The 13597-nt window shown below is 62.6% G+C and carries 18 protein-coding genes and 1 tRNA gene; 4 read left to right on the top strand and 15 right to left on the bottom strand.

The window, feature by feature from the left end; all coding sequences use genetic code 11:
- Nucleotide 1 precedes the first annotated feature (1 nt).
- The 7 genes from VHO05_RS19185 to aroA all read right to left on the bottom strand — a co-directional run bounded on the left by VHO05_RS19185 (nucleotide 2) and on the right by aroA (nucleotide 6660).
- The gene (locus VHO05_RS19185; protein ID WP_329648242.1) at nucleotides 2–670 is read right to left on the bottom strand and encodes a phosphoribosylanthranilate isomerase; all 669 of its coding nucleotides are present in this window, start codon (nucleotides 668–670) and stop codon (nucleotides 2–4) included.
- A gap of 81 nt (nucleotides 671–751) precedes the next feature.
- The gene (locus VHO05_RS19180; RefSeq protein WP_329648241.1) at nucleotides 752–1114 is read right to left on the bottom strand and encodes a hypothetical protein; all 363 of its coding nucleotides are present in this window, start codon (nucleotides 1112–1114) and stop codon (nucleotides 752–754) included.
- A 45-nt stretch (nucleotides 1115–1159) separates the two neighbouring features.
- On the bottom strand, nucleotides 1160–1444 hold the full coding sequence (gene ihfB, locus VHO05_RS19175; protein ID WP_329648240.1) for an integration host factor subunit beta: 285 nt from the start codon (nucleotides 1442–1444) through the stop codon (nucleotides 1160–1162).
- Between the two features lie 32 nt (nucleotides 1445–1476).
- Complete coding sequence (sppA, locus tag VHO05_RS19170; RefSeq protein WP_329648239.1) at nucleotides 1477–2448, bottom strand: signal peptide peptidase SppA; 972 nt, start codon at nucleotides 2446–2448, stop codon at nucleotides 1477–1479.
- A 164-nt stretch (nucleotides 2449–2612) separates the two neighbouring features.
- Complete coding sequence (rpsA, locus tag VHO05_RS19165; protein ID WP_329648238.1) at nucleotides 2613–4334, bottom strand: 30S ribosomal protein S1; 1722 nt, start codon at nucleotides 4332–4334, stop codon at nucleotides 2613–2615.
- Between the two features lie 226 nt (nucleotides 4335–4560).
- Nucleotides 4561–5187, bottom strand: a complete 627-nt coding sequence (gene cmk / locus VHO05_RS19160) for a (d)CMP kinase (protein WP_329648237.1) — start codon at nucleotides 5185–5187, stop codon at nucleotides 4561–4563.
- Between the two features lie 147 nt (nucleotides 5188–5334).
- Nucleotides 5335–6660, bottom strand: a complete 1326-nt coding sequence (gene aroA, locus VHO05_RS19155; RefSeq protein ID WP_329648236.1) for a 3-phosphoshikimate 1-carboxyvinyltransferase — start codon at nucleotides 6658–6660, stop codon at nucleotides 5335–5337.
- Nucleotides 6661–6878: 218 nt separating this feature from the next.
- Here aroA and VHO05_RS19150 point away from each other — a divergent pair, with 218 nt between their 5' ends.
- Both VHO05_RS19150 and VHO05_RS19145 read left to right on the top strand, forming a co-directional pair.
- Nucleotides 6879–7268 carry a TIGR02300 family protein gene (locus VHO05_RS19150; protein ID WP_329648235.1) on the top strand — a complete coding sequence of 130 codons (390 nt, stop codon included), beginning with the start codon at nucleotides 6879–6881 and terminating at the stop codon, nucleotides 7266–7268.
- A gap of 180 nt (nucleotides 7269–7448) precedes the next feature.
- Nucleotides 7449–7524 (top strand) — tRNA-Ala (locus tag VHO05_RS19145).
- Nucleotides 7525–7636: 112 nt separating this feature from the next.
- Here VHO05_RS19145 and VHO05_RS19140 read toward each other — a convergent pair.
- Nucleotides 7637–7933, bottom strand: a complete 297-nt coding sequence (locus tag VHO05_RS19140; RefSeq protein WP_329648234.1) for a hypothetical protein — start codon at nucleotides 7931–7933, stop codon at nucleotides 7637–7639.
- A 306-nt stretch (nucleotides 7934–8239) separates the two neighbouring features.
- On the opposite strand from VHO05_RS19140, the gene VHO05_RS19135 reads away from it, so the two are divergent.
- A complete protein-coding gene (locus VHO05_RS19135) occupies nucleotides 8240–8653 on the top strand; it encodes a thioredoxin family protein (RefSeq protein WP_329648233.1) in 414 nt (137 codons plus the stop codon).
- A gap of 10 nt (nucleotides 8654–8663) precedes the next feature.
- Here the strand turns inward: VHO05_RS19135 and VHO05_RS19130 are convergent, their stop codons facing one another.
- The 4 genes from VHO05_RS19130 to VHO05_RS19115 form a co-directional block, all read right to left on the bottom strand.
- Nucleotides 8664–9365: an L-fuculose-phosphate aldolase gene (locus VHO05_RS19130; RefSeq protein ID WP_329648232.1), complete on the bottom strand. Its 702-nt coding sequence runs from the start codon at nucleotides 9363–9365 to the stop codon at nucleotides 8664–8666.
- Nucleotides 9362–10462, bottom strand: coding sequence for an S-methyl-5-thioribose-1-phosphate isomerase (gene mtnA / locus VHO05_RS19125; RefSeq protein ID WP_329648231.1), 1101 nt, complete (start codon nucleotides 10460–10462; stop codon nucleotides 9362–9364). Before mtnA ends, VHO05_RS19130 begins: the two co-directional genes overlap by 4 nt.
- 136 nt (nucleotides 10463–10598) lie before the next feature.
- A complete protein-coding gene (locus tag VHO05_RS19120; protein WP_329648230.1) occupies nucleotides 10599–10829 on the bottom strand; it encodes a hypothetical protein in 231 nt (76 codons plus the stop codon).
- Nucleotides 10830–11366 (bottom strand): adenine phosphoribosyltransferase, encoded by a 537-nt coding sequence (locus tag VHO05_RS19115; protein ID WP_329648229.1) that lies wholly within the window; start codon nucleotides 11364–11366, stop codon nucleotides 10830–10832.
- 123 nt (nucleotides 11367–11489) lie between these two features.
- On the opposite strand from VHO05_RS19115, the gene VHO05_RS19110 reads away from it, so the two are divergent.
- Nucleotides 11490–11891, top strand: coding sequence for a hypothetical protein (locus VHO05_RS19110; protein ID WP_329648228.1), 402 nt, complete (start codon nucleotides 11490–11492; stop codon nucleotides 11889–11891).
- Nucleotides 11892–12003: 112 nt separating this feature from the next.
- On the opposite strand, the gene VHO05_RS19105 is transcribed toward VHO05_RS19110, so the two are convergent.
- The 3 genes from VHO05_RS19105 to VHO05_RS19095 all read right to left on the bottom strand — a co-directional run bounded on the left by VHO05_RS19105 (nucleotide 12004) and on the right by VHO05_RS19095 (nucleotide 13495).
- The gene (locus VHO05_RS19105; RefSeq protein WP_329648227.1) at nucleotides 12004–12201 is read right to left on the bottom strand and encodes a CsbD family protein; all 198 of its coding nucleotides are present in this window, start codon (nucleotides 12199–12201) and stop codon (nucleotides 12004–12006) included.
- 153 nt (nucleotides 12202–12354) lie between these two features.
- On the bottom strand, nucleotides 12355–12528 hold the full coding sequence (locus VHO05_RS19100; RefSeq protein ID WP_039712930.1) for a DUF1328 domain-containing protein: 174 nt from the start codon (nucleotides 12526–12528) through the stop codon (nucleotides 12355–12357).
- Between the two features lie 160 nt (nucleotides 12529–12688).
- The gene (locus VHO05_RS19095; protein ID WP_329648226.1) at nucleotides 12689–13495 is read right to left on the bottom strand and encodes a quinoprotein dehydrogenase-associated SoxYZ-like carrier; all 807 of its coding nucleotides are present in this window, start codon (nucleotides 13493–13495) and stop codon (nucleotides 12689–12691) included.
- Nucleotides 13496–13597: the final 102 nt, after the last annotated feature.

Below are 13597 nucleotides of genomic sequence, written 5' to 3'. Positions count from 1 at the left end.
TTTATGTCTGATTAGCGGCCTTTGCGGCGCGAAGGAAGCGGCGGATGAGATCGGGATCTTTCTCGCCGAACCGGCTCTCGACACCGGATGAGACATCGACGATGGCAGCGCCTGTCAACCGGATCGCCGCTGCAACGTTGCCGGGCGTGAGGCCGCCAGCAAGTGCGAACGGTGCACGGCCCTTCACACGGTCCAGAATGTGCCAGTCGAAGGAGAGGCCATTGCCGCCGGGAAGCGCGTTCGGATCTGCAGGCGGCTTCGCATCGAAGAGCAGCATGTCGGCCCCGCCGCCGGGTTGAAGATAGGCGAGGGCTGCATCCGCCTCGTCAGCGCTGTCGACAGTTACGGCTTTCATGATCCGAAGACCGCTGCGCTGACGGATTGCTTCAGCGCGTTCATGGGTCTCGGCGCCGTGAAGCTGAATGATGTCCGGTGCGACCTCGGACACGACGCTATCGACCTGCGCGTCGTTGGGATCGACGAGCAGCGTCACGACCGCCGCCTTGCCGCGTTCCCGCGCTCTCTTCGTGAGAGCGGCTGCGTTGGCGACGGAGACGTTGCGAAGGCTTCTCGGATACATGACGAAGCCGACATAGTCGGCACCGGCGTCGAGGGCGGCGTCGAGCGCCTCTTCCGTTCGAATGCCGCAAATCTTTACGCGCGTAGACATCTGTCAGGCCGAATTGAATTCTGAGGGTTCAGCCGGAGCCTCAGCTCCGCACTTCGCAATATTAGCGAGTCTTGTCGAAGACTACGCCGCGTCCCTTTTACCCGGCGCCGAAAGCGCCTTGGGGCGGGCTCCGACCTCTGCATCGCGCTCGCGCGTGAGGCGGTCGGCCTCGGCGTGCCAGCGCCTGGCCTCGCCCGTGCGCTGACGCGCGGTGCGGCGCCATCGCGCCTGCGAAAGCCAAGTGGCGCCGCCGCCGAGCAGTACGCCGACGAGAAGAGCTCCGAACAGATAACCGTAGAACGGCAGCACGACAGAGAGAACCGGCGATTCCGGCCGGAATGGATCGAGCACAAGGCGAACGGGGTGACGGTTCGCCACCGCCAATGTGATGAGGAGCGCGGCAATTGGAAAGGCCGTCAACAGCCAAAGAATTCTCTTGAGCACGCTAGCTCCTTATGACCAGCCGTCCGGCGCCCTGCACCTTGAGGCTTACTCGTTGGTGTTGAGCCGGTCTCTCAGTTCCTTACCCGTCTTGAAGAACGGGACAAACTTCTCAGACACCGGCACAGGTGTTCCCGTACGGGGATTGCGGCCCTGGCGCGCCGCGCGATGCTTCACGGTGAAGGCTCCGAAGCCGCGAAGTTCGACGCGATCGCCCTGGGCAAGCGCATCGACGATTTCGTCGAACACGACGTTGACGATCCGCTCGACGTCACGATGATAAAGATGCGGGTTCGATGCAGCAATTTTTTGAATGAGCTCGGATTTGATCAAAGCACGGCCTCCCGGAAAGTAATTGTATTTCTTTAATTTTCCGGAGGTTGCCAAACGGAGACGAGGCCGTCAAGACCAAGTCGGCCCACAGAGGGAGAAAGCGCGGCAAGGTTGAGGACGCTCCCCACCACGGCGACCAGGGCCTGCCCGGCGGCGTGCGAGAGGCTGCCGGTCACGGCGCCCCAGCTGCCTTCCGGGGCGGGCTTCCAGTCGACGACCTTGAGGTCCTTCGCGACGTTCCGATTGGTTTCGAGCCAGCGCACGGCCTCCGCTTCCCCGCCGATTTCGTCGACGAGCTTGTTTTCGAGTGCCTGCCGGCCGGAGAAAATGCGGCCCTGGACCAGTCCATCGACGTTTTGGGCGACAATCCCGCGGCGTGTCTCGACCAGCGAGAGGAACCACCGGAACCCGTCGTCGATGGTGTCCTGCATCACGCGGCGAGCGCCTTCCGAGGCCGGCTCGAACGGATTCGGCGCGGCCTTCAGCTCGCCGCTCTTAACCTCGTTGAACTTGACGCCAAGCTTGGCGAGCATTTCGCTGACCTCCGGCCATTGGGCCAGCACGCCGACGGAGCCCGTAATCGTATTTCCGCGCGCCACGATGTGGTCCGTACCAAGGCCGACGATATAGCCGGCTGAAGCGGCGACCGTGCCGAACTGGGCAACGACCGGCTTCTTCTCGGCAACATCGCGCAGGGCCAGATAGAGGCTTTCGCCACCCGTAGTCGTGCCGCCTGGGCTGTTCACAAAAACCAGGAGCGCCTCGACGTGGTTCGCGTCCTTGATTTTCTTGAGCATCGCGATCTGGTCGCGATCGTCGGTGATGGTGCCCTCGATGGCGACGCGCGCGATCTGGCGTGTCCCGGCCAGGTTCGACAGGCTTTCGCTTCCGAACGCGAGAGCGCCGAGCAGAAGGCCGACGAAGAGCACCGCCGCGCTGCGCCAGAAGGTGAGGCGCCTGCGCATACGTCGCCGGTCGAGGATGGCTTCTGTTTCAAGGGACATCTGGGGCTCCTGGGGAAACGGCCGTGTCTCGAAATTAGGAAACCTGGAGACCCTGCGCAATGGCGCACTGCCGTTGCGGGGGATCTAAGCACTCAAGAGTAAAAGAAAAATGCGCGAGGCTTTCGCCCCGCGCATTCCGTTTTCGGTCTCGGCGAACCTGTGGCTTACGACTCGTCGTCTTCCGCAGCGTCGCGCTTCTTGATGGCGGCCTTGAAGATGTCGCCGAGCGAAGCGCCCGAGTCCGACGATCCGTACTGCGCCACGGCCTGCTTCTCTTCCGCGATCTCGAGTGCCTTGATCGAGACGCTGATGCGGCGAGCCGCCTTGTCGACCGAGATCACGGCCGCATCGACCTTCTGGCCGACCGTGAAGCGCTCCGAGCGCTGCTCCGAGCGGTCACGCGACAGATCCGAGCGCTTGACGAACGTCGTGAGATCGCTGTCGGCGATCCGCACCTCGATGCCGTTCTCCTGCACCTGGATCACCTCGCAAGTGACCTGGTCGCCCTTCTTGTACTTGCCGAGGGCGTCGGCCGGGTCGCCGCCGAGCTGCTTGATGCCAAGCGAGATGCGCTCCTTCGAGCTGTCGACGTCGAGCACGATCGCTTTGACGGTATCGCCCTTCTTGTAGTCCTTGATGACCTCGTCGCCGGCCTTCTGCCAGTCGAGGTCGGACAGGTGGACCATGCCGTCCACGCCGCCATCGAGACCGATGAACAGGCCGAATTCCGTGATGTTGCGGATCGGACCTTCGACGACGGTGCCCTTCGGATGCTGAGCCAGGAAGGCATCCCAGGGGTTGTCCTGGGTCTGCTTGAGGCCGAGCGAGATACGGCGCTTGGCGGGATCGACTTCGAGGATCTGAACCTCGACCTGCTGGCTGGTCGAGACGATCTTGCCGGGATGAACGTTCTTCTTCGTCCAGCTCATCTCGGAGACGTGGATCAGACCTTCGACGCCCGGCTCGAGCTCGACGAACGCGCCGTAGTCGGCAATGTTCGTCACGGTGCCGCTGAAGCGTGCGCCGATCGGATACTTGGCCTCGATCGCCGACCACGGGTCGGACTGCAGCTGCTTCATGCCGAGGCTGATGCGCTGCGTCTCGGGGTTGATGCGGATGATCTGCACCTTCACCGTGTCGCCGACGTTCAGGATCTCGGACGGATGGTTCACGCGGCGCCACGCCATGTCGGTGACGTGCAGCAAGCCGTCGATGCCGCCGAGGTCGATGAACGCACCGTAGTCGGTGATGTTCTTGACCAGGCCGTCGATGATCTGGCCTTCGGCGAGACGGGCGACGATGTCGGCGCGCTGCTCAGCACGCGTCTCTTCGAGCACCGAGCGGCGCGAGACGACGATGTTGCCGCGGCGGCGGTCCATCTTGAGGATCTGGAACTGCATCGGCTGATGCATGAGCGGGCCGATATCGCGCACCGGGCGGATGTCGACCTGCGAGCCGGGAAGGAACGCCACGGCGCCGTCGAGATCGACCGTGAAGCCGCCCTTGACCTTGTTGAAGATCACGCCGGTGACCTTCTCGCCCTTCTCGGACAGCTTCTCGAGGCGCGTCCAGCTCTCTTCGCGGCGTGCTTTGTCGCGCGAGAGAACGGCTTCGCCGAGCGCGTTCTCGATGCGCTCGAGGTAGACTTCAACGGTGTCGCCAACCTTGATGTTGCCGGGCTGGCCGCCGAGGCCGAACTCCTTCAGCGCCACGCGGCCTTCCATCTTGAGGCCGACGTCGATGACGGCGAGGTCCTTCTCGATGCCGACAACCTTGCCCTTGACGACGTTGCCTTCGAAGACGTCGTCCTTGGCGAGGCTCTCGGAGAGCATCGCGGCGAATTCATCGCGCGACGGGGTGTAGTCTTTGCTGATTTCGGTAGCCATTCGGACTCCTGGACGTGTGTTTGAATTGGAGGATGTGCCAGCCGGCAGCTCGCGGAGTGCGGCCACGGCGGCGCGAATAGTGATGAACCGCGAGCCCTCCCGAATGCGCGCGCACGCACGTTCGGACGGTCCTCTCACGGCACGTTCTCTTGAATTTTGGTCTCGGTGCCGCCGTGATGGGCCTTAGCCCTGCCATTCAAAATTGAACCGCATGTTTCATGCGGCCCTAATGGCCCGTCTTCCTCGTGATCAATCCGACGGCGGCGTCGAATGCCGCTTCTATACTCAAGTTGCTGGTGTCAAGCAACATCGCATCCGCGGCAACAGCCATAGGGGCGTTCGGGCGCCCCGCGTCGCGGGTGTCGCGGGCGATGATGTCGGTCAGCACCGTTTCATAGGCAACCCCGGCCCCTCGCGCCTCGAACTCGCAATGGCGCCGCTTGGCCCGGATTTCAGCCGTTGCGGTCACGAAAATCTTAACGTCCGCGTCTGGGCAAACCACGGTCCCGATATCCCGCCCGTCCAGCACGGCGCCGGGCGGCCGGCGGGCGAAATCGCGCTGATACGCCAGCAAGGCGGCGCGGACCTCTGGAATTCGCGCCACGATCGACGCCGCATCGCCGGCGGCCGTGCCGCGCAGGTCCGGATCCTCCAGCTCCAGCGGATCGAGCCCTCGGGCCGTCGCGACGGCGGCCCACGTGTCCTCGAGCCGGAAGCCGCGAGCTGCGACATCGCGCGCCACGGCCCGGTAGAGCAGTCCCGTGTCCAGGCACGCGAAGCCCAGGTGATCGGCGAGCCGCTTGGCCAGCGTTCCCTTGCCCGAAGCCGCCGGCCCGTCGATGGCGATGATCAAATGTGGTCTCCTTGCCGCCCGATCCGGGCCGCCCATCCGGCTATGCGGAAGGCGGCCATCCCGAACAGGATCATTAGCCCGATTCCAGAGGCATTGATCGCAACGATCCAGAGACCTTCCGAAACCGGACTCCTCGACGCCGAGCAACTAAGCTCGGAAGTTGCTTCCGATCCGTTCCATGAGACTTCGGAACTCCGGAAAGCTCGTCGCGATCATGCCCACGTCGTCGACCGTCACAGAGTTCTCGCTGGCAAGCCCCATCACGAGGAATGACATCGCCATTCTGTGATCGAGGTGCGTCGCAACAAGGCCGCCACCCAGCACCTGGTCGGTGCCATACACAGTCAATGTATCGCCCTCGGCCTCGGCGCGAATGCCGTTGGCAATGAGACCGTCCGCAGTCGCGGCCAACCGGTCGCTCTCCTTCACTTTAAGCTCGGCCAGCCCCTCCATGCGCGTCACGCCGTCAGCGAAGGCCGCGACGACAGCCAGCATCGGGTACTCGTCAATCATCGACGGCGCCCGTTCGGCGGGTACCGTGACGCCGGAAAGCTTGGAAAACCGCGCGCGAATGTCGGCGACCGGCTCGCCACCTTCCTCGCGTTCGTTGAGGAAGACCACGTCGCCGCCCATCTCCTGCAGCGTGGTGTAGAAGCCCGTGCGCGTCGGGTTCACGAGCACGCCTTCGATGGTGATCTCCGAGCCCGGCACGAGGAGCGCCGCCGCGATCAGGAAAGCAGCCGAGGACGGATCGCCCGGCACGGTCACCTCGCGCCCCTCGAGCTCGGCCTGCCCCTTGATCGTGATGTGTGTTTCTCCGTCCTTGATCGCGGTTGTCACTTCCGCGCCGAAGTGCCTGAGCATGCGCTCCGTGTGATCGCGCGTGGCTTCCTTTTCGATGACGGTGGTCGAGCCGGCGGTGCCAAGTCCCGCAAGCAGGATTGCGCTCTTCACCTGCGCAGAAGGCACCGGCAGCTTGTAGACAAACGGGGTCAACTGCGACGTCCCGCGGATCGTCAGCGGCAGGCGGTCCCGATTTTCTTCGACTGCGAGCCCCATCTCCTTGAGCGGGCTGAGCACACGGGCCATGGGGCGCTTCGAAAGCGAGGCATCGCCCACCATTGTCACGTTCACGTCGTGCGGGGCGATCACGCCCATCATGAGCCGTGTTCCGGTGCCCGAATTCCCGAAATCGATAGGACCTTCGGGTTGCGAGAGCCCGCCCGTACCGCGACCCAGGACCTCCCAGGTCTCTCCGGTCTTTCTGGCAGGAGCTCCGAGCGCGGTCACCGCACGAGCCGTATTGATCACGTCCTCCGATTCCAGCAGGCCGCGGATCCGGGTTGTCCCGGTCGCAAGCGCGCCAAGCATAAGGGCGCGATGAGAAATCGACTTGTCGCCAGGAACGCGGAGCACCCCCCGAAGCGGGCCAGAGCGAAGGGCGGTAAGAGGGGAGGGTGCGGGATGGGTCACGAGATGGCGGCCTGGATGTCGCAGGCGGGGCCGGGCGACCGGCCAACCGCATGATTTATAGGAAAGTCCGCGCATAGAGCCGCTCGGCAGGGGGACTGTCAACGCCGGGCACAACCTTTCTGCGCCGAAATGCGGATTTCGTTTTGACAGCCGCCGGACGCTGTGGCAGACCCCGCTATCCCAAATTATCTGGCCTAATTGACTGGTGAGCAAAAGCCATGGCGACGAAACAAGCGCGCGGGACCAAGCGCACCTGCCAGAGCAGTGAGTGCGGCGCGCGGTTCTACGACCTGAACCACAATCCGATCACCTGCCCAATCTGCGGCTCGATCTACGAGTTGGCGTCTTCGCCGCTCGCACTCGCAGCCGCCACCGGCGAAGAAAAGTCTGCCCGCCGCGGACGCAAGTCCGACTATGCGGAAAAGACCCCCGTCGATGCTGGCGCTGAGCTGGAAGGTGCTGAGGCACTGCCCGATATCGAGGAGGATGCGGACACCGCAGCCGCCTCGGACGACGACGAGACCTTCCTCGAAGAAGAAGAGGAAGAAGGTGGCGATGTGTCGAACATTATCGGCGGCCCCGTCACCGAGGGCGACGAGGAGCGTTGAGGGCGGAAAGGCGCGGGTGAGCATTTTTGGTTCGCACGCGCCAACTTCTCTCTTGAAGTTTCGAGACGATCGGCCTAATGAGCCGGTCTTCTTGATGGTGATCGCGGTCGAACCCATATCGGTCGCGAGCGTCGGAAGGGGCTAAGAGAGCCCCGGCGGCGGCATCACATCCCACGGTTCGGGGCCATAGCTCAGCTGGGAGAGCGCTTGCATGGCATGCAAGAGGTCAGCGGTTCGATCCCGCTTGGCTCCACCAATTCTCTGAAAATTATGCGAGTACGACATCGGGCTGACGCGCTAGCAGGCGGGCGGCGCGCAAACGCAATGCGCCGCGCGCGCGGTTGGGCCGATCCGATTAGGGCGAAAGTCTACGAGCGCAATGCTGACTTTGCGCGGAGCCGAGGAACGACGGCAACGCGCTTGCGGTGCAAGGCCTGCAGAGGTGCCGTGTTGCTCCACAAAAGCTTGTCGGTGAACTGCAGGATGTCGACAGCCAGGGTCAGCGGCGGGGCAACCAGCAAATAGAGAACTTTGGTGTCCAATCGGCACCCTGGCAATTCGCGCCGGGCGATCCAGATTGAGCGGCCCATATAGAAGGCGGCCAGAGCAGCGAGCAGGGTGGTACCGGAGAGGAGCAGGGAAAAGTTGGTCGCGTCGTCTGTCACTAGATCACCGGGGACGGATTAATATTGTCGTTCAACTGTAACATCGAACACGGACCGCTGTTCCCTCAAATTCGCCCTTAGGGATTTTAGTATAGGGCTCGTAATGCAAGCGCCAATTGACGGAAATCAACCGCGGCCGGCCGCAAGCTCTTCGCCGGAGTTGGAATAAGGCAGGTGCCAAACGTCTACTGGATAACGCTGCAGTATGCTGAGGGTTCGGTTGCGCGTTTACCCTGAATGACGCAGGGCAAGGTCCTGCCGTGCGCCTTTGAGGCCAGTTGGCATCGAAGCTGCACCCTCTGGGGCATGAACCGAAAAGCCATTGCACAAGCTGTCTTCCGGCGTCTCGGATTGGGACTGGTGGCCCTTTTAGGCCCGGGCTCGGTCAGTGCTGCGCCAGATCCTGGGACGGCGACCAACGTTGTCTCGTCCACCGGCGTCGAGTTGATTGCCTTCGAAGCGCCGGGCTGTATCTATTGTCCTGTTTTTCGCAGGGACGTTGCGCCGACCTACGCGACCTCGCGCGCTGGAAAGACGGCGCCGCTCCGGTTTATCGATATCAACGACACGGCGGCAGACAGTTTCAAACTCACGAGTCCGGTGACCATCGTGCCAACGCTGATCCTGGTGCGCGATGGCGTGGAGATCGGGCGCATCGCCGGATACGTCGGCCGCGAGAACATGCACCGCATATTGAACGCGCTGCTGCCGGCAGAATAGCCGGTGCGTTCTATTCTTGCGCCTTCTGGCCGTAGGTTTTGAACTTCTCGAGGACGATCTCCATCTCGCTCTCGAGCAGCTGCTGCTGCGGTCCGATGGTCAGCACCTTGTAGTATTGCTCCGCCAGCACCTCGACCTCGTGCGCGAGTTCGAGCGCATGCGGTAGCGTGTTCCCGATCGCAATCGCCCCATGATGCGCCATCAGGCAGGCATTTCGGTGGGCAAGGCCCCTTGCCACGTAGCTGGCAAGCTCGGGGCTGCCGAATGTCGCGTAGGGGACGAGTGGGATATCGGATCCGCCTGCCACCGCCACCATGTAGTGAAACGGGGGAATAGGCCGCCCTGCGCAGGCCAGCACCACCGCATGCAGGGAGTGCGTGTGCACGACCGCATTCATGTCGGGACGGGCTTGGTAGGCGGCGAGATGGAAATGCCACTCGGATGAGGGCTTCTTCTGCTTGCCGGGCACCGAGCCGTCGGCCGCCACGAACACGATGTCTTTCGGGCCGATATCCTCGTAGGCCATGCCCGTTGGCGTGATCAGCATGCCATCGGCAAAGCGTGCTGAAACGTTGCCGGAGCGGTTAGGTGACAGACCGCTGCGGCTCATGTCCAGCGCCGTCGCGATGACTTGCTCGCGCAAACGGCCTTCGCCGCGCTCGCGGGATTTCGCCGCCTTGGCTTTGTCGCCGTTGGACTTGGCCTTCGTCATGCCGCCGTCTCGCGCTGTTCGGGATAGAGGGATAGCAGTCCGGTGCGATCGGCGGGCGAGATACCGCGTTCTGTGATGAATCCCGTGACAAGCCGCGCGGGCGTGACGTCAAAAGCGGGATTTGCGGCGGGTGTGCCAGCAGCGGCGATGTCGACGGTGGCAACCGTTCCATCCGGCAGCCGCCCGTGCATCTTGAGGACCTCGTCCGCGCTCCGCTCCTCGATGGGAATCTCGGTTCCCGATGCAAGCGACCAGTCGATCGTAGAATAGGGAAGCGCGACATAGAAGGGCACGCCGGTGTCATGCGCGGCCAGCGCTTTGAGATAGGTCCCAATCTTGTTCGCCACGTCACCGTTTGCCGTCACGCGGTCTGTGCCGACGATGCAAAGATCGACCTTGCCATGCTGCATATAGTGCCCGCCGGCGTTGTCGACGATCAGCGTATGCGGCACGCCGTGGCTCATGAGTTCGAAAGCCGTCAGCGATGCACCCTGATAGCGCGGGCGTGTCTCATCTACCCACACATGCACGGGAATCCCAGCATCATGCGCCTGATAGATGGGCGAGGTCGCGGTGCCCCAGTCGACGCAGGCCAGCCAGCCCGCGTTGCAGTGCGTGAGGATGTTGACCGGCTGACCCTTCTTCTTTTCGGAGAGCGTGCGGATGAGCGAGAGTCCGTGCGCGCCGATGCGCCGGCACGTTTCGACGTCATCCTCTGCGATCGCGCGCGCCTTGGCGAAAGCAGCGTCCGCTCGCGCCCCCGGTGCAAGGGAAGCAACCGTCCGTCGTGTCTCTTCGAGCGCCCAGCGGAGATTGACGGCCGTGGGACGTTGCTTGGCGAGGAACGCGATAGCGTTTGCCAGTCCTTGGTCGGAGGCGTCCGCGCGAAGCGCAAGTGCAAGCCCATAAGCCGCAGTCGCGCCGATGAGCGGCGCGCCGCGAACCTGCATCGTGAGGATGGCATGCGCGGCATCCTCGACCGAGCGTAGCGTGACCGTCTCGAAGCGATGCGGCAGCTGGGTCTGGTCGATGATCACGACGGACTGGCCATCGTTGCCGGGCCAAATGGTGCGATACGGAGTGCCATTGATCTTCATCGCTTGCCTTGTCCTGCGAAGTGCGCCCGAAAAAGTGTGCAACGGTTTTTCGACAAGGCGCACGACCAACCTAACAAGTGCGCCCGAAAACGTGTGTAGCGGCTATTCGATGAGGCGGACGATCAATCCAGATCGCTCAATCGAGCCCGCCCATCACGGGTGGACCCAGAGGAATATGGATCGTCTCGTCGAGCCCACAGGCTGCACAACTGAGATGGTACCACTCCGCGTAGGGCCGCGCGGAACGATCGACGATCGTCAGTCCGGGCGTTCTGCAGTGCGGGCAGGGTGCCGGCGCCTCCGCATTGTCCCTCCATGCGGCGATGATCGTCAAAGCCGTGCGAACTTCGTCGGCCGAAAGCCCCATTCAATGCCCTTCGAAGGCGATCAGCGCGTGACAGGGAATGCCATGACTGTTCAAAAGCTTGAGACCGCCGAGGTCGGGAAGGTCGATGATGAAGGTCGCCCCCACGATCTCGCCGCCGCTGCGCCGAAGGAGCTTGGCGGCCGCCTCGGCCGTACCGCCCGTTGCGATAAGATCGTCGACGATCAGGATCCTCTGCCCGGGCGCCAGTGCATCCTCGTGGATCTCGATGACATCGACACCGTATTCGAGCGTGTACTCCTGGCCGATCGTCTTCCAGGGCAGCTTGCCCTTTTTCCGGATCGGGATGAAACCGCAGCCGAGGCGGTCGGCGATCGCGCCTCCCAGGATGAAGCCGCGCGCCTCGATGCCGGCCACTGCGTCAATCCGTTGCGACTGGAACGGCTCGGCCATCTGCGAAATCGCCACTTTTAGTCCCTCGGAGTGCCCCAAGAGTGTGGTCACGTCGCGGAAGATGATGCCCGGCTTTGGATAATCCGGAATGCTGCGTATCAGATCCTTTAGTGCGATCACGAACACCTCCCCGCCAAAATCGCGGCGCAACTTAGCAATAACATTGCCCTCAGCATAGCAGGGCACTGTGTCGGGCGGATCGGGCTGGAGTTGGCGGCAGGACGCCTGTGGCGAGTATTGGGTGCTGAGATGACGGATGCGAACTTTCCGCTTACTGCGGACAGCGATTTCGACGATTTACCGCGGACGTTGAGACGCGAGAAGGAAGCGCGCGCACGGGAAGCCCGGGAACGGGAAAAGCGCGAGCGCGAGGGACGCGGAATGGACGCGATCCTCGGTGATCCCCCGTCCTATCTTGCGCGCGGCCGGTCCGCTCCTCCGATCTATGGAGATGATCCCATCCCGGCGTCGGTGCAGCGCTTCGATGTCCCGTTTCTGCGCTTGGTGACCTTCTTTCTGAAGTCGGTTCTCGCTGCCATTCCCGCACTCGTCCTGCTGGGAGCCATTCTTTATTTCGCGGGCAAAGGCCTCGAGGCGTACTTCCCGGAGCTGGTCCGCATGAAGATCATGATCACGTTCCCAGGCGGCTGATCCTGCATACTGGTCTCGAAACTGAAATCCGCCGATGAGCTCAGCTCACCGGCGGAAAAGTTTTGAGGGATGCCCGGTGTCCGGGTCTTTCTTTTTTGGTATTTGCGGTCGCCTATAGCGACTTCGACCAGTCTTCGAGTTCCTTTTTCACCTGGTCCCGACCGTAGCCATAGCGCTCCTGGATCTTGCCCTCGAGCTGCTCGCGGCGGCCATTGATGGCAGCCAGGTCATCGTCGGTGAGCTTGCCCCACTTCTCTTTGACCTTGCCCGAGAACTGCTTCCAGTTGCCTTCGATGCGATCCCAGTTCATGTGAGCACTCCTATGTTGTTGGACAGTAGTGAGGGAGAGGACCACGTGCAGCGTACTTGTCGGCCATCCGCCACGAGTTCATCGCATCATGGTCAAATTGCTTTGGATTGAGAGAGAGCAAAGCTGAAAGCGATGCTCTCTTGCGGGAACGCATTAAGCTCGACGTATGAATCCGAGCACGAGCGAAATAACTAGGAAGACAATGGCGACCCAGAAGAGAAGGCGTGCGCCTTCCATCGCCGTACCGGCAACGCCGCCGAAGCCAAGAAACGCCGCGATAAGCGCAACCACGAGAAAGACAACGGCCCAGTGCAGCAGATTGCCCATCGAACCAACTCCCGAGCTTTCTAAAGTTTTCTTAGACGCTCGAAAAACGCCGTGCTTTGGAATTGGTTCCGTGGCGCAATAAAAGGGCAAGAAGCGCGCGCGTTATCAATGCGCCGCGCAACAAATGCATGGCACTGTACGAGCACGACTTTACAGATATCTAGCCCGCCGGGCCGATCGGGAAACTGCGTGTCCAGCCCGCTCCGCTCGTGTCATGCGCGGAAAGGGTGATTTCCGCCGCTCCGTTCGTGACGTAGTCGAATTCCACCACCGGATTCTGTGCGAGCGTAATGGAGCCGGTCATTTCAAAAACGAGTTCGTCGCCTTGGCGCGCTTCGATACGGTCCACCATGAGAAGCGGAATGTAGAGCAGCGAGATCGGATCGAGCACCATGCCGGTGTGGTTCGGGTGGTTGAGCGCATAGCGCGCCTGCGCGGTCTGATGCGATCCGTTGGGTCTCGGACCGACGCCGGCGAAATCCATCTTGCCCATGTTGGCGGCGATCTCGGCCGGGTCGCCGACCGGCGGGGCCGAGCAGGAGGCTTGCCCGCCCGCGAACTTCACGAGCTGCTCGGCCATGTAGAGCGAGCCGTCGTTCGCTTCGACGATAATGCGGACGTCCGACTGTTGATCGAGACGGATGTTCGTCGAGAGCCGCGCACGCGAGCGGCCTTCGCCGAGGCGGAACACGGCAGCCACCGGCGAGGGGTTCATATCGACGACGAACGAGACGGATTTGATCGTGCGTCCGTCGCTGAGCTTGATGTCGGCGGCCAGTGGCACGCTGCGAACGTCGTCGGGTCGATACGGTGCCGTCAGCGTCACGATTCCGCGCCCATCCTTGATCGCGCGGCCAGCGAATGCTTCGGCATGAATGCCCGGCCAGGTATCACTGGCCACTGCGGCACGAGGAATGAAGGCCGAGACTGCGATGGCAAGAGCTGCCCAAAGCGGACGGCGGACCATGGGGACGTTTCCCTTCTAAGACCCGGCGCACCGTGGAGACGAATCGATCAGGTCCGCTCCGTGCGCGTACGGACGGGAATGTCTCCCCTCTGTTATGGGAAG

Source organism: Hyphomicrobium sp. (assembly GCF_036262015.1).
Taxonomy (GTDB): domain Bacteria; phylum Pseudomonadota; class Alphaproteobacteria; order Rhizobiales; family Hyphomicrobiaceae; genus Hyphomicrobium_C.
Note: the sequence above shows the minus strand (reverse complement) of the source record. Positions and strands in the feature narration are given on the sequence as shown.

What these genes read in the sequence shown, in the direction of transcription:
- VHO05_RS19185 (WP_329648242.1), bottom strand. Translation starts at nt 670, where the DNA reads ATGTCTACGCGCGTAAAGATTTGCGGCATTCGAACGGAAGAGGCGCTC.
- sppA (WP_329648239.1), bottom strand. Translation starts at nt 2,448, where the DNA reads ATGTCCCTTGAAACAGAAGCCATCCTCGACCGGCGACGTATGCGCAGG.
- rpsA (WP_329648238.1), bottom strand. Translation starts at nt 4,334, where the DNA reads ATGGCTACCGAAATCAGCAAAGACTACACCCCGTCGCGCGATGAATTC.
- VHO05_RS19150 (WP_329648235.1), top strand. Translation starts at nt 6,879, where the DNA reads ATGGCGACGAAACAAGCGCGCGGGACCAAGCGCACCTGCCAGAGCAGT.
- VHO05_RS19135 (WP_329648233.1), top strand. Translation starts at nt 8,240, where the DNA reads ATGAACCGAAAAGCCATTGCACAAGCTGTCTTCCGGCGTCTCGGATTG.
- VHO05_RS19130 (WP_329648232.1), bottom strand. Translation starts at nt 9,365, where the DNA reads ATGACGAAGGCCAAGTCCAACGGCGACAAAGCCAAGGCGGCGAAATCC.
- mtnA (WP_329648231.1), bottom strand. Translation starts at nt 10,462, where the DNA reads ATGAAGATCAATGGCACTCCGTATCGCACCATTTGGCCCGGCAACGAT.
- VHO05_RS19120 (WP_329648230.1), bottom strand. Translation starts at nt 10,829, where the DNA reads ATGGGGCTTTCGGCCGACGAAGTTCGCACGGCTTTGACGATCATCGCC.
- VHO05_RS19110 (WP_329648228.1), top strand. Translation starts at nt 11,490, where the DNA reads ATGACGGATGCGAACTTTCCGCTTACTGCGGACAGCGATTTCGACGAT.
- VHO05_RS19105 (WP_329648227.1), bottom strand. Translation starts at nt 12,201, where the DNA reads ATGAACTGGGATCGCATCGAAGGCAACTGGAAGCAGTTCTCGGGCAAG.
- VHO05_RS19100 (WP_039712930.1), bottom strand. Translation starts at nt 12,528, where the DNA reads ATGGGCAATCTGCTGCACTGGGCCGTTGTCTTTCTCGTGGTTGCGCTT.
- VHO05_RS19095 (WP_329648226.1), bottom strand. Translation starts at nt 13,495, where the DNA reads ATGGTCCGCCGTCCGCTTTGGGCAGCTCTTGCCATCGCAGTCTCGGCC.